Raw genomic sequence first — 26,002 nt, forward strand, 5'->3', positions numbered from 1 at the left:
GCGTACTTTCGGAACCATGACGAAGGCCATCAGTGTCTCCGGGCTCCACAAGTCGTTCGGCCGGACGCACGCGCTGGACGGGCTCGACCTGGCCGTCGAGACCGGCGAGGTGCACGGCTTCCTCGGCCCCAACGGCGCCGGCAAGTCCACCACCATCCGCGTCCTGCTCGGCCTGCTGCGCGCCGACGCGGGCGCCGCGCAGGTACTCGGCCGCGACCCGTGGACGGACGCGGTGGAGGCGCACCGCCGGATCGCGTACGTCCCCGGCGACGTGACCCTGTGGCGCAACCTCTCCGGCGGCGAGGTCATCGACCTCTACGGCCGGCTGCGGGGAGGCCTGGACACCGGGCGCCGGGCCGAGCTGATCGAGAGGTTCGAACTCGACCCGACCAAGAAGGGCCGCACCTACTCCAAGGGCAACCGGCAGAAGGTGGCCCTGGTGGCCGCCTTCGCCTCCGAGGTCGACCTGCTGATCCTCGACGAGCCCACCTCGGGACTGGATCCGCTGATGGAGGGGGTCTTCCGCAGGTGCGTGGAGGAGGAACGCGAGCGCGGGCGGACGATCCTGCTCTCCTCCCACGTCCTCGGCGAGGTCGAGGAGTTGTGCGACCGGGTCAGCATCATCCGCAAGGGGCGGACCGTCGAGAGCGGCTCGCTCGCCGACCTGCGCCACCTGACGCGGACCAGCGTGAGCGCCGAACTCGCGGGCGTCCCGGGCGGGCTGGAGCTGCTGCCCGGCGTGCACGACCTCGAGGTCCGGGGACACCGGGTCCGGCTGCAGGTCGACACCGACGGGCTGGACGCCGTACTCAGGTCGCTGAGCGAGTCGGGCGTGCGGTCGCTGACGTCGACGCCGCCGACCCTGGAGGAGCTGTTCCTGCGGCACTACCGGACCGGTGAGGCCGGCGAGGCCGGTGGCACCGGTGGGGTCAGTGGGGCCGGCGAGGTGACGGTCCGATGAGCGCCGCGGCCTCCCTCGGGGTACGGACGGGCGGCGCGCGGCCGCTCGCCGGCACCGGCACGCTGCTGCGCTTCGCCCTGCGCCGCGACCGGGTGCTGATCCCGGTATGGACCGCGGTGAACGCGCTGATGGTCCTGTCCATGCCCGGCACCATCGAGGGCCTGTACGGCACCGCCGCCGAACGCGCCGACCTGATGCGGCAGACGGAGACGAACTCCTCGCTGCGCGCGATGGTCGGCCCCGTCTTCGACGACTCCCTCGGCGCGCTCACGGCCTGGCGCGTCGGTGTGTACGCCGCCGCGCTCGCCGCCGTGACGAGCCTGCTGATCGTCGTACGGCACACCCGTGACGAGGAGGAGAGCGGCCGGCAGGACATGGTCGCCTCCGGGATGGTGGGCCGCCGGGCCCCGCTGACGGCGGCCCTGCTCACGGCGGCCGTCGCCAACGGTGTCCTCGCGCTGCTGGTGATCGCCGGGCTGGCCGGGCAGGGGGCGGCCGGCGCGGTGGCCCTCGGGCTCGGGATCGCGGGCGTCGGGATGCTCTTCGCGACCATGGCGGCGATCGCCGCCCAGCTGACCGAGAGCGCGCGGCAGGCCCGGGGGCTGACGGCGGCGGTACTGGGCGGGGCGTTCGTGCTGCGCGCGGCGGGCGACTCGGCGAGGGTCGACGGTTCGTCCGTACTGACGTGGTTGTCACCGCTGGGCTGGCTGGAGAACCTGCGGGCCTTCGCGGCCGAGCGGTGGTGGGTGCTGCCGCTGATCGCCGGTGCGGCGGTGGTGCAGGCCGCGGTCGCCTACGAGCTGGCCGGACGCCGGGACCTCGGCATGAGCTTCCTGCCGGCCCGGCCGGGACCGGCCGCCGGGCGCCTGCGTACGGCCGGTGCGCTGGCCTGGCGCCTGCAGCGGGGCAGCGTGCTCGGCTGGAGCGTCGGCTTCCTCGTCGCCGGGGCCGTCTACGGATCGATGACCGAAGGCGTGGCCGACCTGGTCGGGGACAACGAGCAGGCCCGCGACATCATCGAGCGGATGGGCGGGCAGGCCGGGCTGACCGACTCGTTCGTGTCGGCGATGGTCGGGATGCTCGGGCTGATCGCCGCGCTCTACGTGGTCGCGTCGGTGCTGCGGCTGCACGGCGAGGAGACGTCCGGGCGGGCGGAACCGGTGCTCGCGGGCGCGGTGGGACGACTGCGGTGGGCCGCGGGCCACCTGGCGGTCGCCTTCGGGGGCGCGGCACTCGTCATGCTGCTCGCCGGGGCCGGATTCGCGCTCGGGTACGGACGGGACGCCGGGGCGATCCTGGGCGCGTGTCTGGTGCAGTTGCCGGCGGTGTGGGTGATCGGCGGGGCGGCTGTACTGCTGCACGGAGTGCTGCCGCGCGGTGCCGTGGCCGCATGGGGCGTCGCGGGGGCCGTGCTGCTGCTCGGCTGGGTCGGGCCGGCGCTGGATGTGCCGCGGCGGGTGCTGGAGGTGTCGCCGTACGCGCACCTGCCGAAGTTGCCGGGCGGGGAGATGAACTGGGCGCCGGTGCTGGTGCTGACGTCGATCGCCGTGGTGCTGGTGGGGGTGGGACTGGCCGGGTTGCGGCGACGGGACGTGGCGTGACCGCTGTGCCGTGCCGCAGCGGGCGGTGATCAGCCCACGGCCCGCCTCACCCGTGATCCCGGGCCCGGCGGCGGTGCCGGAAACCGGGCAGGGCGCCCGGGGCGTCCTGACGGTCATGGGACGACGGCGTGACGCGGTGACGTGTGGTGGGTGTCTGGTGTCGGCGGTGGGTGCCGCGGGGGCGGTGTTCGCCTGGGGGACGTCGGACCGCACCCAGCGGCACCTCGGTTACGCCTTCGAGAACAACGGCATGGACCTCGGCGTCGTCTGCACCGAGCTGCCCTTCGTCTTCCTCGGCGGAGCCGTCGGGCCGGCCGCGGTCTGGGCGCTGGGCGCCTGGCTGCTGGGACGGCGCCGGCGCTCAGACCTCCACTCGTAGCTCCCTCAGCCCCCGCATCACGAAGTTCGGCTTCCGTTCCGGCTCCGCCGCCAGGCGCAGCGCCGGGGCCTTCTCCAGCAGGGCCGTCATGGACGCCGCCAGCTCGATGCGGGCCAGGGGGGCGCCGATGCAGTAGTGGACACCGGCGCTGAAGGAGATGTGGGGGTTGTCGCGGCGGGTGAGGTCGAGGCGGTCCGGGGCGGTGAAGACCGCCGGGTCGTGGTTGGCGGAGCCGAACAGCATCGCCACCTCCGCGCCGCGCGGGACGGTCGTCCCGTCGATCTCGATCTCGTCCAGCACCCAGCGTTCGAAGAGCTGGAGCGGGGTGTCGTAGCGCATCAGCTCCTCGACGGCGGACGGGACGAGGGAGTGGTCGGCGCGCAGGGCCGCCAGTTGGTCCGGGTTGCGGAAGAGGGCCAGCCAGCCGTTGGTGGTGGCGTTCACCGTGGCCTCGTGACCGGCGTTCAGGAGCAGCACGCAGGTCGAGATCATCTCCTGCTCGGTGAGCCGGTCGTCGTCCTCGTCGTGGGCCGCGATCAGGCCGGAGACCAGATCGTCGCCGGGCTCGCTGCGACGGGCCGCGATCAGTCCGCGCAGGTAGTCCGAGAAGTCGAGCGACGCGCGGACCGCCCTCGCCGCCGTCTCCTCGGACGGGTTCAGCTCGTACATCCCGCAGATGTCCGCCGACCAGGGGCGCAGCGGGGCGCGGTCGGACTCCGGGATGCCCAGCATCTCGGCGATCACGGCGACCGGGAGCGGTTCGGCCACGTCCCGCAGCAGGTCGCCGCCGCCCGCCGCCACCAGCCGGGACACCAGGTCGTCCGCCAGCCCGCGCACGTACGGCTTCAGCCGCTCCACCGTGCGCGGCGTGAACGCCTTGGACACCAGGCGCCGGATACGGGTGTGGTCCGGCGGCTCCAGATCCAGCATCCCGTGGTCGTTGAGCGTGTGGAACGGCTCCTGCTCCGGCGGGGGCGCGGTGCGGCCGAACTCCTCGTGCGTGAACCGGTGCCGGTACGTCCGGCCCAGACGGCGGTCGCGCAGCAGCGCCGACACGTCCGCGTGGTGCGGGACCAGCCACTGATCGCTCGGCTCGTAGTAGAGCACGCGCCCCCGGGCCCGCAGCTCGGCGAAGGCAGGGTACGGGTCGGCGACGAACGCCGGGTCCCACGGGTCGAAGGCGAGGTCGGATGCGGCCGTCATGGACGGACAGTAAGACCTCGACCGGCCCTGTGCCCAGAGGTCCGCCCGTACGTGGGCCGCGGAGCGCGGACCGTGCCCGCCCGGCGCCCGTGTCCCCGGGTCTTGACCTCGCGCCCCCGGAGGCTTAGCTTCCTTCACCAATGTTTCGGAACGACCTCCGAAACTTTCGGAGCACAACGGAATGAGACTCCCGCATGCGATCCGTTCGTTTCGCCACCGCATCCCTCGCCGCTGCCGCCCTGTCGCTGCCGCTGGTAGCGGGGGTGGCCACGGCCGACCCGGCATCCGGCCGACACCCCGCACCGCACTCCCACGCCAAGTTCGACCGGCTGCGCGAGGCCGCCCCCGACGGCTTCTACGTGGGCACCGCCGTGGCGGGCGGCGGCCACCACCTGGAGCAGGACTACCCGGACCCGTTCACCTCGGACAAGAAGTACCGGAAGATCCTCGGGCGCCAGTTCAACTCGGTGTCCCCCGAGAACCAGATGAAGTGGGAGTTCATCCACCCGGAGCGCGACCGGTACGACTTCGCGGCGGCGGACGCCATCGTCACGTTCGCCGAACGCCACGACCAGGTCGTACGCGGTCACACGCTGCTGTGGCACAGCCAGAACCCGCAGTGGCTGGAGCAGGGCGACTTCTCCGACGACGAGCTGCGCGCGATCCTGCGCGAGCACATCACCACCGTCGTCGGCCGGTACGCCGGCCGGATCCAGCAGTGGGACGTCGCGAACGAGATCTTCGACGACCAGGGCAGGCTCCGCACGCAGGACAACATATGGATCCGCGAGCTCGGCCCCGGCATCATCGCGGACGCCTTCCGCTGGGTGCACGAGGCCGACCCGAAGGCGAAGCTGTTCTTCAACGACTACGGCGTCGAGAGCGTCAACGCCAAGAGCGACGCCTACTACGCCCTCACCCAGGACCTGCTCCGGCAGGGCGTGCCGGTGGACGGCTTCTCCGTACAGGCGCACCTGAGCACGCGGTACGGCTTCCCGGGAGACCTGGAGACCAACCTGGAGCGCTTCGACGCGCTGGGCCTGGAAACCGCCGTCACCGAGCTGGACGTACGGATGGACGTGCCGGCCGGCGGGGTGCCGACCGCCGCGCAGCAGAAGCAGCAGGCCGACTACTACCAGCGGGCCCTGTCGGCGTGCCTGGCCGTCGAGGACTGCAACTCGTTCACCATCTGGGGCTTCACCGACAAGTACTCATGGGTTCCCGTGTTCTTCGAGGGCGAGGGGTTCGCGACGGTCATGACCGACGACTTCGTCCGCAAGCCCGCCTTCCACGCCCTGCGGTCCACGCTGAGGGCGGCGGCGCGCGAGCACTGACCACCGCGGTCCGCCGCGGGGCCCGTCGCCCCGCGCCCCGCGGCGGAGACCGCCCTCTTACGACCTCGGGGGCAATTGCATCGCGGGCGGGATGCCGCTACCCGTCGAGGCGTTCGGCCGGCTGACGCAGGATGGTCTTCAGCTTCTCGGGGGCGGTCCTGCGGGGGTCGCTGAGGTAGATCTCGTGATGCAGGCCCGATGGCCGCAGGCCGTTGGCGGCGAGGTAAGTGTGGTGGAGTTCGTGCAGTAGGGGTGCCTCGTCGTCGTAGGAGCCGATGTGCAGCACCTGGGCGCTGGGGCCTTCGTGCAGGGTGAAGTGTCGGACCTGGGAGATCGCGGGGAGCTTCTTCTTGGACAGGGCGGCCTGGGTGGCGTCCCCGATCATCTCTTCGGTGATCCAGGGGGGCATGTTGATGAGCATGGTCCAGTTCCAGGTGTCCTTGGCTCCGCTGGTGAAGGCTTCGGGCCGGTCCGCCCACCACAACCCTTCCAGCGGAGCGACGACGAAATCACCGCCCGCCGTGCGCTTGCCGGCGAACTTGAGGGTGTAGGCAACCGCGTAGAGGGCCCCGACCGCGCGGGTGTAGGCGAGCGCCGTGTTGGGGTTCCCCGTGCCGTCGATGGCTATGTACTGATGCTCGGGAACGTCCACGATGGCCCACGCCGTGTTCTTGGGCGCGTAGAACTCTTTCCGCTCCCGCTTGACGTCGTACGGCGCCATGCGCACCTCACTTCCTGGAAGACGTGCATCACCCATGCGATGCCCGCTCACGACCTCGGGGCAGGTGAGCGAGGCTGACGGCGTGTCGGTTCCGGGCAGCACGATCGGTAGACGTGACGCGTGCCTTGATTCGTGCCGCCCTGTCCCATCCTGCCTTCACGGGCGTGCCACGCCACCGCTTTGCCGAACTCGTCTTCGAGCCGGCGCCCGCTCCAGCGCTTCACCGGACGCCGTGACACCTACGCCGAAACCCATGCAGCGCTCGCCGGACTCGTCTCCGGCCGCTCCGCGAGCGACCGGCCCGGCCACGCACCAGCACCGCCCTGGTGCCCGTCCGCACGGCGGCCTGCTGAGTCACCCATCAGCCGATTCCCCGGGCCGGCCTGACCTGAGCTCCATGTCCCCAAGCCCGTCACTCACCTACCGGGCGGAGAGCGCCGCTTCACGGACTCGGCGAAGGCGGCGAAGGACAGGGCAGGGACGGAGAGGGCAGGGGCGGAAAGGGCGGGGACGGAGAAGGCGGCGCGGGTGGGGGCCTGGAGTCGCGGCGGCCATGCGGGCGGCCGACTCCGCGCTCTCGACGCGGGAGTTGCCTTCGCCGCCGCTGGAACAGGTGGACTCGCGCCAGTTCCTCGCAGCTCCTTCGCCGGCCGGTGCACGGGCTCCCGCGACGCCACAGGATCCAGCGACGCGCTCATGTACGGAAGTGCGTACGGTGCGAGCTCGGTGCCGGTCAGCCCGGCGTGACCAGCCGCGCCTCGTAGGCGAAGACCGCCGCCTGGGTGCGGTCTCTGAGGCCCAGCTTCACCAGGATCCGGCTGACGTGTGTCTTGATCGTCGACTCGGCGACCATCAGGTGCTCGGCGATCTCCGAGTTGGACAGGCCCTGCGCGATCAGGACCAGCACCTCCGTCTCCCGCTCGGTCAGGTCGCCGTACGCCCCCTGCGCCGAGGACGTCGGGCGCGGGCCGTCGGACAGCTTCGAGAACTCGGTGATTAGACGCTTGGTGACCGAGGGGGCGAGGAGGGCCTCGCCGGCGGCCACCACCCGGACGCCGTCGGCCAGCTGGCGCGCCGAGGCGTCCTTGAGGAGGAAGCCGGAAGCGCCCGCCCGCAACGCCTGGTACACGTACTCGTCCAGGTCGAAGGTGGTCAGGACGAGGACCTTCGCCGCGCCGTCCGCCGCGACGATCTCCCGCGTCGCCTCGATGCCGTTCAACTCCGGCATACGGATGTCCATCAGGACGACGTCCGGGGCCAGTTCCCGGACCTTCGCCACCGCCTCCCGGCCGTTGACCGCCTCGCCGGCGACCTCGATGCCCGGCATCGCGTTCAGCAGGACCGAGAAGCCCTCGCGCACCATCATCTGGTCGTCGGCGATCAGTACGCGGATCGTCATGCTTCACCTTCGGTCTGCGCGGTGACCGGCAGGAACACCGCCACCTCGTATCCCCCGTCGTCGGTGGGGCCCGCCGTCATCTCGCCGTTCAGCATCGAGACGCGCTCGCGCATGCCGGTGATGCCGTGGCCCGCGCCGGGCGAGGGCTTCACCAAGGAGAGTTCCGGGACCGGGCCGTTGACGATGCGGAGGCCGAGGCCGCCCAGCACGTAGGAGACCTCTACCCGGGCGGTCGCGCCGGGCGCGTGCCGCAGCGAGTTGCTCAGTGCCTCCTGCACGATCCGGTACGCCGACAGCTCCACACCCGGCGACAGCTCGCGCACCGCGCCGGTCACCGTCTTGTCCACGCTCAGGCCGGCGTCGCGCACGTTGGCCAGCAGGGAGTCGAGGTCGGCGAGGGTGGGCTGCGGGGCGTCCGGGGCCTCGTAGTCCTCCGCGCGGACGACTCCGAGGACCCGGCGCAGCTCGGTCAGCGCCGCCACCGCGTTCTCCCGGATGGTGGCGAAGGCGCGCTCCAGCTCCTCCGGCGGATTCTCCACCCGGTAGGGCGCGGCCTCCGCCTGGATGGCGACCACCGACATGTGATGGGCGACCACGTCATGCAGCTCGCGGGCGATGGTGGTGCGCTCCTCCAGCAGGGTGCGCCGGGACCGCTCGTGCGCGGTGACCGTCTGCTGGGCGGTGACCTCCTGCCGCGCCTCGCGGCGAACGTGCCGGACCGCGACCATCAGCAGGGCCAGGGCGGAGAGCAGCAGCATGGGCGCGGAGGTGTTGTACTGGCCGTCGCCGATCACGGTCTCCGCGAAGAAAGCGTAGGCGGCGGTGAAGGCCCACATCCACGCGGCCGTGCGCGGCCGGGTCCGTATCGCCACGACCACCAACACCGTCACGTGGCAGATGAAGACGCCGGGCTGCCACGGCCACTCCCCCAGGCTGCCGTCCAAGAACGCGACCAGCGGTGTCGCCGCCATCGACATCCAGAAGGCGGCGACCGGCCGGACCAGTGTGGCCACCACGGGTGCCGCGCACACCAGCCCGCTCAGCAGAGCCATCGGCCCGTCCATGCGGCCCCCGGCGGAACTGACGAACATCGCGATCAGGGCGAGGGCCACCACCACCGCCTGCGGCAGGCGGGCGGCGTACCACCGCCGCTTGTCGGAGAGCCGCCGGGTCAGTCGGCCGTCCGTCCCCATGAGCGGCAGCGGACGGTAGGCGAAGGCGTCGTGGAAGAGGTCCTGGCGCAGCCCGCTCAGGACATCCATGGCCAGCCGGAACTCGGGGCTGCGCTCGCCGTCCCCGGAAGGGAGGGTCCGCGTCTGGGTCATCTCGGTCACGTTCGCAACGGTAGGCGTCACCGAGTACCGCGGTCGTCACCAGCGAGAAGGGTCCTTCGGTATCCGTCTCAGGTACTACGGGCATACCCCGCTCAGTACCCGGAGGGCCGCACCAGCCCCGACTCGTAGGCGAACACCGCCGCCTGCGTCCGGTCCCTGAGCCCCAGCTTCACCAGGATCCGGCCGACGTGCGTCTTCACCGTCTGCTCGGCGACGACCAGCCGCTGGGCGATCTCCGCGTTCGACAGGCCCTGCGCGATCAGGGCGAGCACCTCGGTCTCCCGCTCGGTCAGGTCGCCGACGCGGGTCTTCAGCGGGGTGCGCGGCCGCTCGTCCAGCCGGGAGAACTCGGCGATCAGCCGCCGGGTGATGCCCGGCGCGAGCAGCGCGTCCCCGGCCGCCACGACCCGGACCGCCTCGGCGAGCTGGTCCGCGGAGGCGTCCTTCAGCAGGAACCCGGACGCGCCGGCCCGCAGCGCCTCGTACACGTACTCGTCGAGGTCGAAGGTGGTCAGCACCAGCACTCTGATGTCCGGGGTCGCCCCGGTGATGCTGCGGGTGGCATCGATGCCGCCCAGCTCGGGCATGCGGATGTCCATCAGGACGACGTCCGGGGCCAGCTCGGCGACCTTGGCCACGGCGTCCAGGCCGTCCACCGCCTGCCCGATCACCTCGATGTCAGGCTGAGTGTTGAGCAGCACGGTGAACCCCTGCCGGACCATCTGCTGATCGTCGGCGATCAGCACGCGGATCACGCGGCCGTTGCTGCTGGTCGTCATCGGAGGTCGTCCTCGGTGGAGTCGGGAGCGGAGGAAGCGGAGGAAGCGGGAGCGGAGGAAGCGGGAGAGGAATCAGGGGCGGAGTCGTGGGCAGGTTGGTCGGGGCCGTCGGCCGGAAGGAACGCGGCCACCTGGTAGCCGCCGTCCGGCAGTGGCTGCGCCGTCAGGGTGCCGTCGAGCATCGCCACCCGCTCCCGCATGCCGAGAAGGCCGTGCCCTGCCCCGTCCGACGGTGCCGGGGCCCGCTTCGGCCGGGTGTTGGAGACCTCCACGCGCAGCCCGATCGGAAGGTGCGTGAGGTGGACTCGGGCAGTCGCGCCCGGCGCGTGCCGCAGGACGTTGCTCAGGGCCTCCTGCACGATCCTGTACGCCGACAGCTCCACACCGGGCGGCAGGGGTCTGCGCGTGCCGCTCGTCTCGGTGGTGACGGTCAGCCCGGCGGCCCGGATGTTCTCCACCAGCGCGCCGAGCCGGTCGAGGGTGGGCTGCGGGGCGTGCGGGACGGTGTCGCCCCCGTCGGGCCTCTCCAGCGCGTCGGGGTGCTCGGAACGCAGCACGCCCAGCACCCGGCGCAGCTCGGTGAGTGCCTCCAGCGCGTTCTGCCGGATGCCCGCGAGGTTCTCCTTCAGTTCGTCCGGCGGGTTCTCGACGAGGAGAGGGGCGACCTGGGCCTGGATGGAGATCACCGACATGTGGTGGGCGACCACGTCGTGCAACTCGCGCGCGATGCGGCCGCGCTCCTCCAGCAGGGTGCGCCGGGCTCTCTCCTCGGCGGTCAGCGAGGTCTGCTGCTTCAGCTCCGCGCGGGCCTCGCGACGTCCGCGCAGGGCGATTCCCAGCACCACGACGACCGCGAACAGGATGACGGCGAGCTGGCCGGTCGGCTGGTAGCCCAGCGCGCCCACCAGGCCCTGCACGACGTAGGTGGCGAGCGCGGTCAGGGCCAGCGCCTCCACGGACACCCGGGTACGGACCCGCAGGGCGAGCAGCAACAGGACGAACAGGTGCGCGATGATCCCGGCGGCCGTCCAGGGCCAGGTGAACTTCTCGCCGCCCGGGACGAATACACCTGGCCCCGGCCGGGTGAACGGGCCGCCGCCGGCGACCATCTCGGCCCGCACGGCGAAGGCCCCTACCAGCATGGCCGCCATCGACAGCCACCACGCCGGGACCGGCCGCCACAGTGCGAACACCATCGCGCCGGCCTGGCCGAGGGCGACCAGGAAGGCGAACTCGGGTTCGATACCGCCGTTGGTGCCGAGCTGGGCGGCGTCGCCGAGCAGCACGCCCAGGGCGGCCAGACAGATGACCCCGTGCGGGAACCAGAGCAGCCACACCGACGGAGGCAGCGGGTCCGCCCGCCAGGTCCACAGGTCGTCGTGCAGCACGCGCAGCATGCGTCCGATCCGACCGCCGGTGGTCATCTGCCGGATCCCCCGTCGCATCACACGGACCACCCTAGACATGACGCGCGCCCGCCGCCCTCGTCCGGCGCCGCGGACGGTGCGTCCGGACGACCCGGGAGCGGCGCCGGCCACCGCCGCGTTCGAAGGAGCGAAAGGCGGCCCAGCAGCCTGCCAGGACCAGCGCGAACACCGGGAGCCAGGCGAGCCGCGCCGCGACCCAGCCCAGGCCGTCGGGGAGCGTGTGCAGGCCGGGCAGGCGGCCTAGGAGAAGGCCGGTGGCCGTGGTCGCCATCAGCGCGGTCTGGTGCCACAGGAAGATCGTCATCGCGGAGAGGTTGACCAGCGCGACCACCGCCCATGCCACGGGCCGCCGCATCGCGCGCCGCAGCGGCTCGCGCAGCAGCAGCGCGAGGCCGCACTGCGCCAGGCCGAAGGTGACCGCGGCCAGCGTCGGCGGGTTGAGGTTCGATATTCCGGCACCGGGGACGCCGACCATCGACGCCGGATAGCCCGCCCAGGCGACGAGGCCCGCGGTCGCCGCCGCACCGCCGGCGAGCAGAACCCGGCCTGCGCGGCGGTGGTCCAGTTCGCCACGGGTCCAGGCGGCGCCGAGGGTGTAGGGGACCAGCCAGCCGGCGGCCAGGTTGATCCAGCCGAGCCAGGCGGGAGCGCCGAACCCGAAGCGCAGCAGGTCCACATGGAGGACGACGACCAGCGGCCACAGCGGGTGCAGCCGAATCAGGAGCGGCGTCGCCGCGGTCAGCGCGGCGAAGACGAGGAGGAACCACAGCGGGGACAGGGCCAGCTTCACCAGGGTGTGGACCGTCACGAACTCCGCGCCCGTCAGGAGCAGCAGCGCCACCGCCACCGTCCACAGGCCGAGGACGGCCGCGACCGGGCGGAACAGCCGGGACAACCGGGCGGACAGCCACCCGCCGTAGGAGGTGCCGCGGGACCGGGCCGCCGCGTAGCCCCGGGTGGCCACATGGCCGCCTGCCAGGAAGAACACGGCCAGGGTCTGGAAGACCCAGGAGATCGGCGACAGCCAGGGCATGTCCTGCAGCGGACTGGCCGCGCGCAGGCTGTTGCCGTCGGCGACCAGGGCCGTCACCAGCCAGTGGCCGAGGACCACGCCGAGGATGGCGAGGGCCCGCAGGGCGTCGACGGCCCGGTCCCGGTCCACCGGGGTGGCGGAGTCGAGCCGGACGGCGGCGCGGTGCAGCCCCCGCACGGGGGCGGCACGGCTCAGAACCTGCCCCGGTGCGGTGCGGCGCAGCCCCTGCCTGAGGGCGGCACGGCGCCTGAGGGCGGCACGGCGCAGCCCCCGCCGGCCGGCGGCGCCGCGCCATCGGTCCGGCGCGCCGTGCGCAGGACTCGGCGGCGTCCGTCGCGTCGCGTCAGTCATGGGTCACCTCCGCGGTCTCTCCCAGGACGATCCGGGCCAGGTTCGTCAGGGAGACGGATCCGGTGTCGAAGTAGTCGCTGTGGCCGCCGTCGCCGGCCGCGAAGACCCGGGCGCCGAAGTCCGGGGAGAGCGGATCGGTGCCGAAGCCGACGGTCGTGCCGAAGAGGCCGGCGCTCAGGTGCGGCACGTGCTCCACCCAGTCGTCGGCGCCCCGTGCCGCCCAGATCCGGGCGCTCGTGTGCAGGCCCGCGGCGGAGTCGGCACCGGTGCCGGGGCTGCCGACCAGGGCTATGTCGGCGACGTCCAGGCCGGCGGCGGCGCGGGCGCAGACGACCGAGCCGTAGGAGTGGCACAGGAGGGTGAGGGAGGTGCCGGGGCCTGTGATGCCGCGCAGGTCGTCGACCAGGGCGCGGAGCTTCGGGGCGGCCCGGTCGGCACGGCCGGTGGTGGCGACCGCGGTGCTGACGGTGCCCGGCGTCTCGTAGCCCAGCCAGGCCACGACCGCCGTGCGGGTCCCCTCGGGCGCCTCGGCGGCGAGCTGCCGGTGCAGGGCGAGCGCGGCGGCACGGAACCGGTCGTACGTGTCGAGGCTCGTGTCGGAGCCGGGGACGAGGACGGCGACGTGGTCGGCGTGGGCCAGGTCGCCGAAGACCTCCGTGGCCCGACCGGCACCCTGGCCGTCGAAGGCGAGCAGGCGCCGGGACGGGTCGGCCATCGAGCGGTCCGCCGCCGCGCGGCGCCGGTCGCCGTGGTCGGCGGCCATCCGGGACGCCTCGGCGGCGTTGGCCCGGTTGGCGGCGTACGCCTCGTCCAGCGTGCCGGCCGTCGGGGCGGCGAGCACGGCGGGGGCCGGAGCGGGGATCCCGGGGCGCGCGGCACCGGAGAGGGGGAGGACCACCGCACCGCAGATGAGCGCGGCGAGGGTGGTGCGGCGCCATCTGCTCACGCACCGCCGCCAACGTACCGCCGTCCCGGGACCCATGGCCTCTCCCCTCCAGCTCGCCCGTCCATCGGGCTTGTCTGTAGGGGAAGTTATGGATCGCGCCGGGTAGCCCGCGTCCCGCCAGGGAGCTCACCTGCGGGATAGCTCTCAGGTATTACGGGTAGGCCCAGGGCTGGAGGCAGCACCGACGACACCAAGACGCTCATCCGAGCGGGCCATGAACTTTTCCAGCGAAAAGTTCACGCTTTTCGTGCCGCCCCCTCTCTCCCCCCGCTCTCCCCCATGCTCACCAAGCCAGCTGCGCGATCTCCTCCGCCACCACCGCACACGCGTCCGCCGCCGGGTCGATCAGCGGATAGTGGCCGACGTCCTCCAGCAGCGTCACGCCCACCACCTCCCCGGCCCTCGCCGCCGCGTCGGCGTACGCCTCGGCGACCGCCTGCGGAACGTCCACGTCGGCGCGGCCCTGGACGAGAGTCGTCGCGATGCCGGTCGGCAGCAGCAGGGACGGGTCGGCGTACGGCCTGCGCTCAGCGAACAGCGCCTCACCGCCGAGGAGTTGAAGCGTCGCGCCGCCGCACACGTCGAGCTTGCCGGCCACCTCGAAGTCGGCGATCGGCGCGAGGGCGACCACACCGCGCAGAGGTGCCGGGCGGCCGGTGCGCCAGGGGGCATCGGCGGGCAGCAGGTGCCGGGCCGCCGCCCACAGGGCGAGGTGGCCGCCGGCCGAGTGGCCGGTGAGCACGACACGGCGCCCGTCGGCCTGCGGGAGATGCTGCCGCACCAGCGCCGGCAGCGCGTCCAGCGCGGCGGCCACGTCGTCGAAGGTGTCGGGCCAGCGCCCCGCGACGGGGCCGCCCCCGGCCTCACTCCCGTCCTCGCCCCCGCCCTCCGCACCACGTCGGTACTCCACACTGGCGACGGCGAGACCCCGACGGGCCAGGAAATCGGCGAACGGGCTGACGTGGCGACGGTCGTACGGCGCCCGCCATGACCCTCCGTGCAGCACCACCACGACGGGAGCGGCACCCCCCGCGCCCTCCGCTCCACGCGGCACGTAGAAGTCGATCAGCTGGTCGGGATGGTCGCCGTACACAGCGGTGCTGTCGGGGTCGACCGCCGGGTGCGAAAAGGCCGACTTCTCCTCCGCGGCGTCCCTCGCGGCAGCGGTGCCCGGTTCTGCGGCGGCATCCGGCATGCTCAACCTCTCAACGGCGAAACGATGTTGGCGGACCGGGGAATGGAATCGGCCGTTGGCGGGACGGTATCAGGCCGGTGACGTGCGCCGACATGGGGATGTGACGCTGGGTGAGGGCCGAGTCTCCCGCCCGGCCCCCACCCGCCGTCACACCAGAGTCTCCGCCAGCACCCGCGCCGCCCGCTCCACGTCCGCGAAGCCGACGTACAGCGGGGTGAAGCCGAAGCGCAGGACGTCCGGGGCGCGGAAGTCGCCGACCACACCACGTTCGATCAGCCGCTTCATGACGTCACCGGCGTCGGCACAGCGCAGCGCGACCTGGCTGCCCCGCTCGGCGTGCGCCGCCGGGGTCAGGGACTCCACCCGGCCGTCCGGGACGTACTCCCCGACGCAGCGCAGGAAGAAGTCGGTCAACGCCAGGGACTTGGCCCGCACCGCCTCCACCGACACCCCGTCCCACACCTGGAGGGCCGCCTCCAGGGCGAGCAGGGAGAGGATGTCCGGTGTGCCGACCCGGCCGCGCGACGCACCGGCCGCAGGGGCGTACCCGGGCCGCATGCCGAAGGGCTCGGCGTGCGAGTTCCAGCCCGGCAGCGGGGAGTCGAAACGGTCCTGGAGGCCGTGGCGCACATACAGGTACGCGGGCGAACCAGGGCCGCCGTTGAGGTATTTGTACGTGCAGCCGACCGCCAGGTCGACGCCGTACTCGTCGAGCCCGACCGGCAGTGCGCCCGCGCTGTGGCACAGGTCCCAGACGACGTACGCCCCCGCCCCGTGCACCGCGGCCGTGAGCGCGGGCAGGTCGTGCAGCCGGCCCGTGCGGTAGTCGACGTGGTTCAGCAGGACGGCGGCGGTGCGGTCGCCGAGCGCCGACGGCACCTCGGCCGGCGCCACCGGACGCAGCGCGCAGCCCGTCATCCGGGCCGCCGACTCGGCGATGTACCCGTCCGTGGGGAAGGTGGTGGCGTCGACGAGGATCTCGTCCCGGCCCGCACCGTCCTCGCCCGCCATGCGTACGGCGGCGACGAGTGCCTTGAAGACGTTGACGCTGGTGGAGTCACCCACCACGACCTGCCCGGCCGCCGCCCCGACCAGCGGGGCGATCCGGTCGCCGATCCGCTCGGGCGCGGTCCACCAGCCGCTCTCCTCCCAGGACCGGATGCGCAGCTCGCCCCACTGACGGCGTACGACGTCCTCCACGCGCGCGGGGACCCCGGCCGGGAGGGCACCGAGCGAGTTGCCGTCCAGGTACGTCACGTCGTCGAGCACGAACCTCTCGCGCAGCGCCGCCAGCTCGTCGGCGGCGTCCAGCTTCCCGGCCTCACCCTCGAGTTCGGACACGTCGCACACTCCAGCCTGTTCGGTCCGTTCAGACATACGACCGCGCCGTCCACAGTTCGGGGAACACGTTGTTGCGGGCCCGCTTCTCCAGCCAGGCCACCCCGGCGGAGCCGCCCGTGCCGGTCTTGGAGCCCATCGCGCGGCGGGTGGCGACCAGGTGGTCGTTGCGCCAGCGCCACACCAGCTCCGCGACGTCGGTGAGCGCCTCACCGAGGCGGGCCAGCTCGCCGTTCTGGTCACCCGCGTACACGGCCGTCCAGGCGGCCTCCACCTCGGGCGCCGCCTCGTACTTCCGGGTCAGGTCACGCTGGAGCACGGCGTCCGGAATGTCGTACCCGCGCCGGGCGAGCAGCCGGACCACCTCGTCGTACAGGCTCGGCTCGTGCAGCGCCTTCTCCAGTTCCGCGTGGACCCGCGGGGCGCCGCGGTGCGGGACGAGCATGGACGCGGACTTGTCGCCGAGCAGGAACTCCAGGCGGCGGTACATGGCCGACTGGAAGCCGGAACCCTCGCCGAGGGCACTCCGGTACGAGTTGAACTGGGCCGGGGTGAGCTGCCCCAGCGGCGTCCAGGAGGCGTTCAGCGCCTCCAGCTCCCGCACCGAGCGCTTCAGTGCGTCGGTCGCCACCTGGATCCGGTCCTCGCGCAGAGCGCGGGCGGCGGTCTCCCACTCGTGGACGATGACGGTGAACCACAGCTCCATGACCTGGGTCGTGACCAGGAAGACCATCTCTCCGGGATCGTCGGAGAGGGTGTGCTGGAGATGGGTGAGCACGTCCGCCTTGACATAGTCCTCGTACGGCGTGCTGCCCGCGAAATCGAGATTCGGGGCGTCCTGGGACATCGCTGTCTCCTGATGTGCACTCCGGGTAGCGGTCCGCCCTGCCGTTACCGACACGGGGCCCCGGTCCCCAACGTCATCCTCCGCAATCGTCGCAGCAAACCGCAAGGCCCGCCTGCGCACGGCAGACGGGCCGGGACACGACCGGATCCGGGTTCAGCCCAGTACCTCGGCCGCCGACGGGGAGGAGTCCTTCAGGAACTGGCTGCAGCGCTCGTACTCCTCCTTCTCGCCGATCGCCTGGGCGGCGCGGGCGAGGGCGTGCAGGGCGCGCAGGAAGCCGCGGTTCGGCTCGTGCTCCCAGGGCACCGGGCCGTGGCCCTTCCAGCCGCTGCGGCGCAGGGAGTCCAGACCACGGTGGTAGCCGGTACGGGCGTACGCGTACGACTCCACGACGCCGCCCCGCTCGAACGCCTCGTCGGCCAGCTGTGCCCAGGCCAGCGAGGACGTCGGGTACTTGGCGGCGACGTCGGCGGGAGAGGTCCCTCCCGCCAGCAGCTCGCGCGGCCCGGGGTCGTCGGGGAGGTGGGTCGGGGGCGGTCCCCCGAGGAGGTTCTCGTGAATGGCCATGAGCACAAGTCTGCGCCATGCCGCCGGCATACGTGCGGGGGCCCGGCACCGCGGGGGAGATCCGCCGGTACCGGGCCCGCCGTGGGCGGCGTGCGACGGCCGTTACTTGATCTTCTGGCCGGCCGAGCGCAGGTGTCCGCAGGCCTCGACGACGCGCGCGGCCATGCCGGCCTCGGCCAGCTTGCCCCAGGTGCGCGGGTCGTAGGTCTTCTTGTTGCCGACCTCGCCGTCGACCTTCAGGACGCCGGCGTAGTTGCTGAACATGTGGTCGACGACCGGACGCGTGAAGGCGTACTGGGTGTCCGTGTCGATGTTCATCTTGACCACGCCGTTCTCCAGCGCGGTCGCGATCTCCTCCGCGGAGGAGCCGGAGCCGCCGTGGAAGACGAAGTCGAACGGCTTGCTGCCGGCCGGCTGGCCGTACTTCCCGGCGATGCCCTCGTTCAGCTCCTTGAGCAGCTCGGGGCGGAGCACGACGTTGCCCGGCTTGTACACGCCGTGCACGTTGCCGAAGGACGCGGCGAGCAGGTAGCGGCCCTTCTCGCCCAGGCCCAGGGCCTCGACCGTGCGGACCGCGTCGTCGACCGTCGTGTAGAGGGAGTCGTTGATCTCGTGGGAGACGCCGTCCTCCTCGCCGCCCGTCGGGGTGATCTCCACCTCGAGGATGATCTTCGCGGCGCGGGCGCGCTCCAGCAGCTCCTGGGCGATGGAGAGGTTGTCGGCCAGCGTCTCCGCCGAGCCGTCCCACATGTGGGACTGGAACAGCGGGTTGCGGCCGGCCTTGACCCGCTCCTCGGAGACGGCCAGCAGCGGACGGACGTAGCCGTCGAGCTTGTCCTTCGGGCAGTGGTCCGTGTGCAGGGCGACGGTGACGTCGTACTTCTCGGCCACGATGTGCGCGAACTCGGCGAGGGCCACGGCGCCCGTCACCATGTCCTTGCTGTGCTGGCCGCCCAGGAACTCGGCACCGCCGGTGGAGATCTGGACGATGCCGTCGCTCTCCGCCTCCGCGAAACCGCGCAGGGCCGCGTGCAGCGTCTGGGAAGAGGTCACGTTGATGGCCGGGTAGGCGAACTTTCCTGCCTTCGCCCGGTCCAGCATCTCGTTGTAGACCTCGGGAGTTGCGATGGGCATCTGTCCGCTCCTTGTATGTGGGTGGGCGTGAAACGTGCTTACGGCCCTGACCTAGACCTGGGGGGCGACGTCATCGTCGGCCCCATCCTTCCAGACGAAGCGGGATACTCCGAGTGGACCTCGGCCCCGCCTCCACCCGGCCCTCGGGCCGGGACCGGGCTCGGCCCGAGGGCCGGACCCGGTCGCCGGACATCAGTCCAGGCCCAGCTCGTCCTTGTCGTACGCGTACAGGTAGGGCACCCCCGCGCCGTCCTGGATCTTCTCCGCGGCACCCGTCGCCCGGTCGACGATCGTCGCCACGGCCACGACCTCGGCACCCGCCTCGCGCACGGCCTCGACCGCGGTGAGCGGGGAACCGCCGGTGGTGGAGGTGTCCTCGACGACCAGCACGCGGCGGCCCTTGATGTCCGGGCCCTCGACGCGGCGCTGCAGCCCGTGCGCCTTGGCGGCCTTACGGACGACGAACGCGTCCAGGCGCTTCCCGCGGGCGGCGGCGGCGTGCAGCATGGCCGCGGCGACCGGGTCGGCGCCCATGGTCAGCCCGCCCACCGCGTCGAAGTCCAGGTCGGCGGTCAGGTCCAGCAGCACCTGCCCGACCAGCGGGGCGGCCTCACCGTCCAGGGTGATGCGGCGCAGGTCGACGTAGTAGTCGGCCTCGAGACCCGAGGAGAGGGTCACCTTGCCGTGCACCACGGCCTTGTCCTTGATCTGCTGCAGCAGCGCGCCGCGTGCGCCTGGCGGCGTTACTTCGTTGACGTCCGTCATGCCGTCCAGCTTAGAGCCGGGTCCAGCTCCAGGTGGTCGTGGCCTCCAGCGGCTCCAGGGGTGTGACCAGGCGCGGGAGGGTGTTCAGGCCGTTGGGCGGACCGGTCTGCGGCTCCACGCAGACGGCGGCCTCCTGCTCGTCGTACACCACGGCCCACTGCTCCGGACTGGTCACCTTCAGCTCCAGCCGCTCCGGCCAGGTGAGGGTGACGTCGACGCCGTCCGGCATGCCGAAGCAGTCGTCCCAGGGGCCCGGCTTCGGGTCGACACGGTTGCCGGTGGGCAGGTGGTCGTCGCCGCGCTCCTCCTGCCAGGCGGGGTCGAAGGCGATCGCCACGTCCGCGCCGTCGAGGGTCCGGTTGAACCACGGGTGCCAGCCGATCTGCGCCGGGAAGGACGACTCGTACGTCTCCACGGACATCGCCAGCGTCAGCGCGTCCCCGGCGAGGGCGATCACCTGGGTGACGCGGCCGGGGTAGGGCCAGGGGTCGGTGAGGTCGTACGTGATGACGGCCTCGTTCGCGGTGACGCGGGCGGTGCGCCAGGCGGCGTCGCGGGCGGTGCCGTGGATGGCGTGCGGCGGGGAGTTCAGCGGCATCCGATGGACGACCGCACCGTCCCGGAAGCGGCCCTCGCGGATCCGGCCGCACCAGGGGACCATCGGGAAGCAGCCGTAGCGCTCGCCCTGACGGAGCAGTTCCGTGCCGCCGACGCGCAGCCCGCCGATCCGGCCGCCGTTGCCCGGCAGCACGGTCGCCTCCGCGTCACCCGCGGTCAGCGTGATGGGTTCGTTGCTCACGCCACGAGCCTACTGGGGCGATCAAGGGAACCCCCGGTACGTCCGGCACGGCGGGGCCCGGCGGCTGGGCCGCGGCGGCTCAGCGGCGCCTGCGCAGCACGCGGCCCACCACGATCGCCGACGCCACGATCAGTGCCGCCGCGGGGGCGGCCCAGCGCAGGGGAGCACCGACCGCGCTCGCCTGGGGCGCGGGGACGGGGGCGTACCGGCCGCGCGGCGGGGCGTGGTCCACCTCCTCGGCGCTGCGGCCGATCATCGTGCGGCGCGCGTGCGCGGCCTCGGCGGGGGGCTCGGGGGCGGCGGGCGTTTCGGGGACGGCGGGGGGCTCGGGGGCGGCGGGGGGCTCGGGCGCGGCGGGCGTTTCGGGAACGGCAGGGATCTTGGGGGCGGCGGGGGTTTCGGGCGCGGCGGGGGCCGACGGGGCTTCCGGGACGTCCGGCTCGACGTCGGCGCCCCCGGCGCCCCCGGCGCCTTCACCCGGGTCGGCGTCCCCGAGGGGAGGCGGGGGAACCTCGGTGTCGAGGACGGGGGTGTGCCGCGGCTCCGCCTCCGCGGCAGGCCGCTCCTTCGCCCCCTCCTCCGCCGCCGCCGTACCCAGGTTCTCCGCGAACCGGGTCAGCAGCCGGGCCGCGGCCGACGCCACCGACTCCCGCGGCAGCTCCGTGACGCGGCCGTCCGCGGTGGCCGTCCCGGCGCAGGCCAGGGTGGAACCGCCGTCGGCGTCCCGCACACGCAGGGTGAGAGCGAGCGTGACCGTGCCCGTGCCGCGCGACTCGGTGGCGTCGCCCTCGACGGCGTACGACCCGTCCTCCCGCACGGACAGGCGCAGGGAGCCCCGATAGGTGATGGAGTGACTGCCGACGCGCATCTTCAGCCGTCCCGCGACGGGCTCGGCACCGGCGTCCTGCTGGAGCCCCGGAACCGCCCGGGCGACCCGGGCCGGGTCGGCCAGCACGTCCCTGAGCCGCTCGGCCGGAACCGGAACGAACACCTCATGCTCCATGTCAGCGCAGCCTACCCAGCGGGCGCCCGATACACCCCCCGGCTGCGCAAAGTCACCCGCGGCCTGCCCTGTCCCCCGTGCCTCCGGGCGGTCCCCGGCGGCGGGCCACGCGCCGACCGCCCGGGGCCCGCCACTGTCGGCGCCGGCCCCGACCCCCGCCCGCCCCGGTCCCGGCACGCTCAGTACCGCGGATGCACCAGCGTCGACGGCGGCAGGCCGGGGATCCGGGTGCGGGACGCGGCGCGGGCGTCCCGGGCCAGGGACCGGGACGTCAGGGTGCGCGGGCGGGGGGCCGTCGGCTCGAGGCGCAGGGCGGGGGCCGTACGGGCGGCCAGGAGGAAGCCCCAGTCGCGGGGGGCGTGCGAGGTGGCGGCCGTACGGTCGGGGCCCGGTGCGAAACCCGTGTCGCGGGCGTCGACGCGGTAGGGGGCGGCCCGCAGACCGGCCGCGTGGAGCGTGGCCTCCACCGTCCAGAAGGCGTCGAGGCGTGCGGAGACCGGGCCGGCGTGCACGACCAGCCGCCCGTCAGGGGCGAGCACCCGCCGGAGCAGGCCGTAGAACTCCTGCGAGTACAGCTTCGTGCTGGCCGTGATGCCCGGATCGGGCAGGTCCGAGATCACCACGTCGTACATCGCGGTGGGCGTCGAGCGCAGCCGTCGGAAGGCGTCCGCCGTGATGACGTGGACGCGCGGATCGCTGAAGGCGTGCTCGTTCAGCGCGGACAGGCCCGGGTCGTGCCGGGCCAGCCGGGTCAGCCCGGGGTCGACCTCGACGACGTCGACGCGGCGCACGTCCGGGTGGCGCAGCACCTCCCGCGCGGCGAGGCCGTCACCGCCGCCGAGGATCAGCACGCGTGTGTGCGTGCCGCTCATCGCGGGGTGCACCAGCGCCTCGTGGTAACGCCGCTCGTCGCTGCCGCTGACCCGCAGCCGGCCGTCCAGGAACAGGTCGAGGGGCCGGCCGTCGGCGTCGCCGGTGAGGACCACCTCCTGCACGTCGGTCTGGACGGCCACGCGGACGTCCTGGCCGTACACGGCGTGCCGGGCGGCGCGTTCGAAGTCGTCGGCGAGGACTGTCGCCGCGGCGAGGAACGCGAGCACGACGACGTTGGCGGCCAGCAGCAGCCAGCGGGCCCGGCGGGTCATGTCCCACCGGAACAGGCCGAGGACCAGGGCGGCGCCGACGACCGCGTTGACGATGCCGGTGAGCAGCGCGCCGGTCAGCTGGCCGAGGAAGGGCAGCAGCACGAAAGGGAAGGCGAGGCCGCCGACGAGCGCGCCGACGTAGTCCGCGGCGAACAGGTCGGCGACGGCGCCACCCGCGTCCTGGCGGCGAATGCGCTGGATCAGCTCCATCAGCAACGGCACCTCGGCGCCGATCAGCACCCCGATGGCGAGCGAGAAGGCGACCAGGAGGAAGCGCGGTCCGTCCGCCCACAGGCCGCCCCAGCCACCGGTCCAGGCGAAGACGGCGTACAGCACCATCGCACTGGAGCCGCCGACGAGCGCGAGGACGGCCTCGACCGCGCCGAAGCCGGCCGCCGCGAACCGGCGCAGCCGTTTGGCGGCGAGTGAGCCGAGGCCCATGGCGAAGACCATGACGGACAGGACGACGGACGCCTGGGTGACCGAGTCGCCGATCAGGTACGAGGCGAGAGCGACGAGTTCGAGCTCGTAGACGAGCCCACAGGCCGCGCAGACGAAGACGCCCGCCAGCACCAGGAACCGCCCGGTGGCCGGCCGTACGGGCAGCCGCGCCGGCGCCCCGGGACCGCCCGGGGGCCCGCCGGAGGTGTCCGGGGAGCCGCCGGGGCCGCCCCAGGACGGCGGAGAGCCGGGCGGGGCGGGCGCGTGCGGTTCGATCACGGAGTGACGTTACGTCACTCCCTCACTGCACTTCGTCACCCACACGTGTGGAACTGGCGTTCCCATGGGCCACCGCAGGTTCGTCCCGCCCGGGCGCGGGCCCGGGCGGCGCGCCCGGGCGCCCCCACCCGCTCACACCCCGGACGGACTGAGCTCCGACGTCGGCACCCGGACACCCACCCGGGTCCGCGTCGCCACAAGGTGGCCGTCCTGCGGATAGGCGTGCCAGGTCCGCCAGTGCACCTGCCCTTCGTGCCGCTGGGCCAGCAGCGCGGTGAAGGCGTGCGGGCTGCCGGGGAAGACGCCGACCAGCCCGTGCGGATGGTCGGCGACCAGGGCCAGCAGTTCCTGGGCGCGGCCGGCGAAGGAACCCGGCGTCAGCACCTCGACCCGGGCGGCGAACTCGTACTCCCAGTCGCCCACCCGCTTGGCGACGCCCAGCGGCAGAGGGGTGCTGCTGCCCGGAATGCAGGCCACCGTCTCCGAACAGCTGCCCTGCTCCTCCTCGAGCAGGACTTGGTGAGAGGCCCCCAGAAGTCTCAACTGCATTTTGGCGCCAGTCAGTTCGAGATCAAGACTGGCGAGCGCGGGCAGCGGCTCGCGCCCCAGGGCCCAGGCGAGATCGGCTGCGCGCGTGTCGGTGTAGGCGGTTTTCAGGGTCGTGAGCATGGATCGGCTCCGCAAGCACACAAGGAGAGGAAGGTGTGGGGCCTGCGCATCCCGAGCACTGCCGGGGATACGGCCCGCTCAGCCCAGTCGGCCGGTCAGGAGGGGGGTCAACAGGTCGTCCGAGGAGCTGCGTTGGTGATGGAGAGGGAATCATGAACTGTGGCGCCGCCACAGCGTTTTTACCCAACTTCGCGGCGTTTCCATCCCTCAGGGGGCTCCACAGCTCAACTGTTCAACCCCGGCGCACAACCCGCCTACGAGGCGTGCGCCGGTGCGTGGCAGCGCCCACCGGGTGTGTTTCCCGGTGGGCGCTTGTGATGGGCGCGGGGCCCGGTCCCAGGAACGGGCCCCGTGTCGGGGATGCGGTTCCCCCTGCCGGAGCTCAGCTGCCCCGTGTCAGCTGCCTCCACCGCATCCGCCGCCGCCCCCTCCCCCGCAGGACGACGACCCGCCTCCGCAGGACGAGCCGCCTCCGCAGGAGTGGCCTGAGTCGTGGCCGCCGGAGGACGAATCGCTGCCTTCCCTGCCGGAGGACGACCCGCTGCCTCCCCCGTCGGCCCACCAGCTGTTGCTGCTGCCGCCGCCGCCCGCGCCCGACGACCCCGAGCGCCGGCCCCGTGCCCGGCTCGCGGACGAACCGCTCTGCGCGCCGGAGCTCCGTGCTCCGGCCACCAGTCCGCCGATCACCAGGGCGGCGAACACGATCAGGATGATGCCGATGACCATGGCGTCACCCTCCTTCCGCTTACCGGGCTCGCACCCGGAGTCCCCCGAAGCAACCCCCCGTTGGGCGCCCCGCTCTCTGTATGGAGCTCGACGTGGAGCTCGACGTCGCACTCGACGTGGAGTTCGACGCGAGCCGGTCCAGGTTCGATGCCACCTGGGTCAAGCCCGATCAAGCTCGGTAAAGCTCGGCGAAGCTCGGTCGAGCTCGGCGAAGCTTGGTGAAGCTCATCGCGTGAACGGGAGATGCCCCTCGCCGCCACGCCCCAAAGCAGAGTTGAGGAACATCTGAGGGCCCCTCAACGAAAATGGCCCCTGACCTGCACCGGAGTGCGAGTCAGGGGCCGTCGGCGGTTCACTGGGCCGTCTGTGGGCCGTGATCCCCTTCCGGGCCGTACCGGAACACGGAGTCGGTGGCCCGTCGAGCGCGTTCGCGGCTGTCGGGCATCAAGCCCCGGCTGCGCTCCGCTCCGCCGGGCGCGCTTCCCGGCTCCGCTCCGGGCGACGCTCCTGCCTTCGGCCCGCTCCGCCCGCACTGCGCCGGCGCGCGCCCACTGCTGGGTAGGAGCGGAGGCCATGAGGCGAGCACCGCACAGAGCAGCACACGGTCACAGACGATGCCTCCGGCGGGGGATCGGCCGGCACCGGGATGGAGGGGGCGCCGTCGCCGACCGCGGGCACGTAGGGGTGTGCGTGGGGTGCTCCCATCCCGACCACTGTCGACCCAGGCAAAGCCGAGCAGACGCGGTCCGGGGCGTGTGGGTCGACGGCGGACGGGATGGAAGCTGGGGTGAGTGGTGGGCGAGTCGCTCCACTAGGTCACCCATTCGACCGAATGGCTCCTACTGGGCGTAGGGCCCGGCAGAAGAGCTCTACCGCCCTCCAGTAGGAGTTGTGGCGCCCGCCGGGGTTGCGCACCTCTCCGGAGTCACGCGTATTGGGAGCAAGACCCATCTTATGGGTTATCCAAGGAGGAACTATGCGTCGCATGACTATCGGTGCTCTCCTGACCGCCGCTCTCCTCGCGGGACCTGCTGTGGTCACCGCAGAAGCGCAGACACCGGTGGTGGCCCAGGCAGCCACCGCGCAGGCCACCCAGAGTCAAGCGCAGGAAGATGACAACAAGGACGATGACGATGGAGGGTGGGGTCTTTGGGGTCTCGCCGGCCTCCTGGGTCTGCTCGGTCTCATCCCTCGCCGACGTAAGACACATGACACGGGAACCCGTCGCGGCACAGGGACCGGTGGCGCGCACCCGAATGATCGTCTCTGAGTCAGACGCCCGTCAGGACTATCCCCTGATCGACATCAGTGTCTGACACCATCGATCTGATAAGGATGAGGCCAGACCTTGTCCTTGTCAGGCATGGTGCGCCCACGGACATGTGGACCACGCTGAGGGTGCCGATCGCCGCAGCTCACCTGGGGACATTGGGAGGGCTTCCCCGGCACCGCCGTTCAGTGGAGGTGCCGACCGCTGGCCTCACGGAGGATGAGAGGGGCGGGGATCTACGGCCTGCAACATAGCCCCGAGGTGGCTCCCGGGGGCCTTTGTGCCCGCCCCTCTTGACCGCGGACCTCGAAGGTTCTCTGACCGGTCTCTATCCACCAGGCAATCTAACAAGTGGC

24 protein-coding genes are annotated in these 26,002 nt (G+C 72.6%); 5 read left to right on the top strand and 19 right to left on the bottom strand.

The genetic code is table 11. The features are described 5' to 3' along the window. Positions 1-16 precede the first annotated feature (16 nt). The 3 genes from ACP4IX_RS26230 (at position 17) to ACP4IX_RS26240 (ending at position 2,941) form a co-directional block, all read left to right on the top strand. Positions 17-961 carry an ATP-binding cassette domain-containing protein gene (locus ACP4IX_RS26230; RefSeq protein WP_426556896.1) on the top strand — a complete coding sequence of 315 codons (945 nt, stop codon included), beginning with the start codon at positions 17-19 and terminating at the stop codon, positions 959-961. Continuing rightward, positions 958-2,562, top strand: coding sequence for an ABC transporter permease (locus ACP4IX_RS26235; protein WP_426556898.1), 1,605 nt, complete (start codon positions 958-960; stop codon positions 2,560-2,562). Before ACP4IX_RS26230 ends, ACP4IX_RS26235 begins: the two co-directional genes overlap by 4 nt. Before the next feature lie 115 nt (positions 2,563-2,677). Next, positions 2,678-2,941, top strand: coding sequence for a hypothetical protein (locus tag ACP4IX_RS26240; protein ID WP_426556900.1), 264 nt, complete (start codon positions 2,678-2,680; stop codon positions 2,939-2,941). Here the strand turns inward: ACP4IX_RS26240 and ACP4IX_RS26245 are convergent. Then, complete coding sequence (locus ACP4IX_RS26245) at positions 2,924-4,144, bottom strand: cytochrome P450 (protein WP_426556901.1); 1,221 nt, start codon at positions 4,142-4,144, stop codon at positions 2,924-2,926. The two genes, ACP4IX_RS26240 and ACP4IX_RS26245, sit on opposite strands and share 18 nt — an antisense overlap. A 194-nt stretch (positions 4,145-4,338) precedes the next feature. On the opposite strand from ACP4IX_RS26245, the gene ACP4IX_RS26250 reads away from it, so the two are divergent. Continuing rightward, entirely contained in the window at positions 4,339-5,478 is a 1,140-nt protein-coding gene (locus ACP4IX_RS26250; RefSeq protein ID WP_426556903.1) for an endo-1,4-beta-xylanase, read from the top strand. A gap of 97 nt (positions 5,479-5,575) precedes the next feature. Here the strand turns inward: ACP4IX_RS26250 and ACP4IX_RS26255 are convergent, their stop codons facing one another. The 18 genes from ACP4IX_RS26255 to ACP4IX_RS26340 all read right to left on the bottom strand — a co-directional run bounded on the left by ACP4IX_RS26255 (position 5,576) and on the right by ACP4IX_RS26340 (position 24,376). Further along, on the bottom strand, positions 5,576-6,199 hold the full coding sequence (locus ACP4IX_RS26255) for a GyrI-like domain-containing protein (RefSeq protein ID WP_426556905.1): 624 nt from the start codon (positions 6,197-6,199) through the stop codon (positions 5,576-5,578). 733 nt (positions 6,200-6,932) lie between these two features. Then, positions 6,933-7,598: a response regulator gene (locus ACP4IX_RS26260; protein ID WP_426520855.1), complete on the bottom strand. Its 666-nt coding sequence runs from the start codon at positions 7,596-7,598 to the stop codon at positions 6,933-6,935. After that, positions 7,595-8,932 (bottom strand): sensor histidine kinase, encoded by a 1,338-nt coding sequence (locus ACP4IX_RS26265; protein WP_426520857.1) that lies wholly within the window; start codon positions 8,930-8,932, stop codon positions 7,595-7,597. The genes ACP4IX_RS26260 and ACP4IX_RS26265 overlap by 4 nt, the downstream gene beginning before the upstream one ends. 92 nt (positions 8,933-9,024) lie before the next feature. Then, the gene (locus ACP4IX_RS26270) at positions 9,025-9,711 is read right to left on the bottom strand and encodes a response regulator (protein WP_426520859.1); all 687 of its coding nucleotides are present in this window, start codon (positions 9,709-9,711) and stop codon (positions 9,025-9,027) included. Beyond that, the gene (locus tag ACP4IX_RS26275; protein WP_426556907.1) at positions 9,708-11,177 is read right to left on the bottom strand and encodes a sensor histidine kinase; all 1,470 of its coding nucleotides are present in this window, start codon (positions 11,175-11,177) and stop codon (positions 9,708-9,710) included. Before ACP4IX_RS26275 ends, ACP4IX_RS26270 begins: the two co-directional genes overlap by 4 nt. Further along, positions 11,170-12,522, bottom strand: coding sequence for an acyltransferase family protein (locus tag ACP4IX_RS26280; protein ID WP_426556909.1), 1,353 nt, complete (start codon positions 12,520-12,522; stop codon positions 11,170-11,172). Before ACP4IX_RS26280 ends, ACP4IX_RS26275 begins: the two co-directional genes overlap by 8 nt. After that, positions 12,515-13,504, bottom strand: coding sequence for an alpha/beta hydrolase (locus ACP4IX_RS26285; protein WP_426556911.1), 990 nt, complete (start codon positions 13,502-13,504; stop codon positions 12,515-12,517). Before ACP4IX_RS26285 ends, ACP4IX_RS26280 begins: the two co-directional genes overlap by 8 nt. Positions 13,505-13,751: 247 nt before the next feature. Next, positions 13,752-14,663 (bottom strand): alpha/beta hydrolase, encoded by a 912-nt coding sequence (locus ACP4IX_RS26290; protein ID WP_426556912.1) that lies wholly within the window; start codon positions 14,661-14,663, stop codon positions 13,752-13,754. A 147-nt stretch (positions 14,664-14,810) separates the two neighbouring features. Continuing rightward, a complete protein-coding gene (gene kynU, locus ACP4IX_RS26295; RefSeq protein WP_426520869.1) occupies positions 14,811-16,040 on the bottom strand; it encodes a kynureninase in 1,230 nt (409 codons plus the stop codon). Continuing rightward, positions 16,033-16,848 carry a tryptophan 2,3-dioxygenase gene (locus ACP4IX_RS26300; RefSeq protein WP_426520871.1) on the bottom strand — a complete coding sequence of 272 codons (816 nt, stop codon included), beginning with the start codon at positions 16,846-16,848 and terminating at the stop codon, positions 16,033-16,035. Before ACP4IX_RS26300 ends, kynU begins: the two co-directional genes overlap by 8 nt. Before the next feature lie 153 nt (positions 16,849-17,001). Beyond that, positions 17,002-17,415, bottom strand: a complete 414-nt coding sequence (locus tag ACP4IX_RS26305; protein ID WP_426556914.1) for a DUF3151 domain-containing protein — start codon at positions 17,413-17,415, stop codon at positions 17,002-17,004. Positions 17,416-17,517: 102 nt separating this feature from the next. Beyond that, complete coding sequence (gene fbaA / locus ACP4IX_RS26310) at positions 17,518-18,549, bottom strand: class II fructose-bisphosphate aldolase (protein WP_426520875.1); 1,032 nt, start codon at positions 18,547-18,549, stop codon at positions 17,518-17,520. 192 nt (positions 18,550-18,741) lie between these two features. Beyond that, positions 18,742-19,314 (bottom strand): orotate phosphoribosyltransferase, encoded by a 573-nt coding sequence (gene pyrE, locus ACP4IX_RS26315; RefSeq protein WP_426520877.1) that lies wholly within the window; start codon positions 19,312-19,314, stop codon positions 18,742-18,744. Positions 19,315-19,324: 10 nt separating this feature from the next. Continuing rightward, on the bottom strand, positions 19,325-20,113 hold the full coding sequence (locus ACP4IX_RS26320) for an aldose 1-epimerase (protein ID WP_426520879.1): 789 nt from the start codon (positions 20,111-20,113) through the stop codon (positions 19,325-19,327). Between the two features lie 79 nt (positions 20,114-20,192). Then, the gene (locus tag ACP4IX_RS26325; protein ID WP_426556916.1) at positions 20,193-21,116 is read right to left on the bottom strand and encodes an SRPBCC domain-containing protein; all 924 of its coding nucleotides are present in this window, start codon (positions 21,114-21,116) and stop codon (positions 20,193-20,195) included. Positions 21,117-21,295: 179 nt separating this feature from the next. After that, positions 21,296-22,981, bottom strand: a complete 1,686-nt coding sequence (locus tag ACP4IX_RS26330) for a polyamine aminopropyltransferase (protein WP_426520883.1) — start codon at positions 22,979-22,981, stop codon at positions 21,296-21,298. A 132-nt stretch (positions 22,982-23,113) separates the two neighbouring features. After that, the gene (locus ACP4IX_RS26335; protein ID WP_426520885.1) at positions 23,114-23,650 is read right to left on the bottom strand and encodes a DUF2617 family protein; all 537 of its coding nucleotides are present in this window, start codon (positions 23,648-23,650) and stop codon (positions 23,114-23,116) included. A gap of 396 nt (positions 23,651-24,046) precedes the next feature. Next, positions 24,047-24,376 carry a hypothetical protein gene (locus ACP4IX_RS26340; RefSeq protein WP_426556918.1) on the bottom strand — a complete coding sequence of 110 codons (330 nt, stop codon included), beginning with the start codon at positions 24,374-24,376 and terminating at the stop codon, positions 24,047-24,049. Between the two features lie 985 nt (positions 24,377-25,361). Between ACP4IX_RS26340 and ACP4IX_RS26345 the strand changes: the two genes are divergently transcribed. Then, positions 25,362-25,646, top strand: a complete 285-nt coding sequence (locus tag ACP4IX_RS26345) for a WGxxGxxG family protein (RefSeq protein WP_426521095.1) — start codon at positions 25,362-25,364, stop codon at positions 25,644-25,646. Positions 25,647-26,002 lie beyond the last annotated feature (356 nt).

Origin of the sequence: Streptomyces sp. WG5, from assembly GCF_049974565.1 — a bacterium.
Taxonomy (GTDB): Bacteria; Actinomycetota; Actinomycetes; order Streptomycetales; family Streptomycetaceae; genus Streptomyces.

Excerpts from the sequence above, each read along its gene's own strand:
- ACP4IX_RS26285 (WP_426556911.1), bottom strand. The coding sequence starts at position 13,504 with ATGGGTCCCGGGACGGCGGTACGTTGGCGGCGGTGCGTGAGCAGATGG.
- fbaA (WP_426520875.1), bottom strand. The coding sequence starts at position 18,549 with ATGCCCATCGCAACTCCCGAGGTCTACAACGAGATGCTGGACCGGGCG.
- ACP4IX_RS26250 (WP_426556903.1), top strand. The coding sequence starts at position 4,339 with ATGCGATCCGTTCGTTTCGCCACCGCATCCCTCGCCGCTGCCGCCCTG.
- ACP4IX_RS26235 (WP_426556898.1), top strand. The coding sequence starts at position 958 with ATGAGCGCCGCGGCCTCCCTCGGGGTACGGACGGGCGGCGCGCGGCCG.
- ACP4IX_RS26340 (WP_426556918.1), bottom strand. The coding sequence starts at position 24,376 with ATGGTCATCGGCATCATCCTGATCGTGTTCGCCGCCCTGGTGATCGGC.
- ACP4IX_RS26280 (WP_426556909.1), bottom strand. The coding sequence starts at position 12,522 with ATGACTGACGCGACGCGACGGACGCCGCCGAGTCCTGCGCACGGCGCG.
- ACP4IX_RS26255 (WP_426556905.1), bottom strand. The coding sequence starts at position 6,199 with ATGGCGCCGTACGACGTCAAGCGGGAGCGGAAAGAGTTCTACGCGCCC.
- ACP4IX_RS26270 (WP_426520859.1), bottom strand. The coding sequence starts at position 9,711 with ATGACGACCAGCAGCAACGGCCGCGTGATCCGCGTGCTGATCGCCGAC.
- ACP4IX_RS26335 (WP_426520885.1), bottom strand. The coding sequence starts at position 23,650 with ATGCTCACGACCCTGAAAACCGCCTACACCGACACGCGCGCAGCCGAT.
- ACP4IX_RS26260 (WP_426520855.1), bottom strand. The coding sequence starts at position 7,598 with ATGACGATCCGCGTACTGATCGCCGACGACCAGATGATGGTGCGCGAG.
- pyrE (WP_426520877.1), bottom strand. The coding sequence starts at position 19,314 with ATGACGGACGTCAACGAAGTAACGCCGCCAGGCGCACGCGGCGCGCTG.
- ACP4IX_RS26245 (WP_426556901.1), bottom strand. The coding sequence starts at position 4,144 with ATGACGGCCGCATCCGACCTCGCCTTCGACCCGTGGGACCCGGCGTTC.
- ACP4IX_RS26240 (WP_426556900.1), top strand. The coding sequence starts at position 2,678 with ATGGGACGACGGCGTGACGCGGTGACGTGTGGTGGGTGTCTGGTGTCG.
- ACP4IX_RS26305 (WP_426556914.1), bottom strand. The coding sequence starts at position 17,415 with ATGGCCATTCACGAGAACCTCCTCGGGGGACCGCCCCCGACCCACCTC.
- ACP4IX_RS26325 (WP_426556916.1), bottom strand. The coding sequence starts at position 21,116 with ATGGAGCATGAGGTGTTCGTTCCGGTTCCGGCCGAGCGGCTCAGGGAC.
- ACP4IX_RS26300 (WP_426520871.1), bottom strand. The coding sequence starts at position 16,848 with ATGTCCCAGGACGCCCCGAATCTCGATTTCGCGGGCAGCACGCCGTAC.
- ACP4IX_RS26230 (WP_426556896.1), top strand. The coding sequence starts at position 17 with ATGACGAAGGCCATCAGTGTCTCCGGGCTCCACAAGTCGTTCGGCCGG.
- ACP4IX_RS26290 (WP_426556912.1), bottom strand. The coding sequence starts at position 14,663 with ATGCCGGATGCCGCCGCAGAACCGGGCACCGCTGCCGCGAGGGACGCC.
- ACP4IX_RS26345 (WP_426521095.1), top strand. The coding sequence starts at position 25,362 with ATGACTATCGGTGCTCTCCTGACCGCCGCTCTCCTCGCGGGACCTGCT.
- kynU (WP_426520869.1), bottom strand. The coding sequence starts at position 16,040 with ATGTCTGAACGGACCGAACAGGCTGGAGTGTGCGACGTGTCCGAACTC.
- ACP4IX_RS26275 (WP_426556907.1), bottom strand. The coding sequence starts at position 11,177 with ATGTCTAGGGTGGTCCGTGTGATGCGACGGGGGATCCGGCAGATGACC.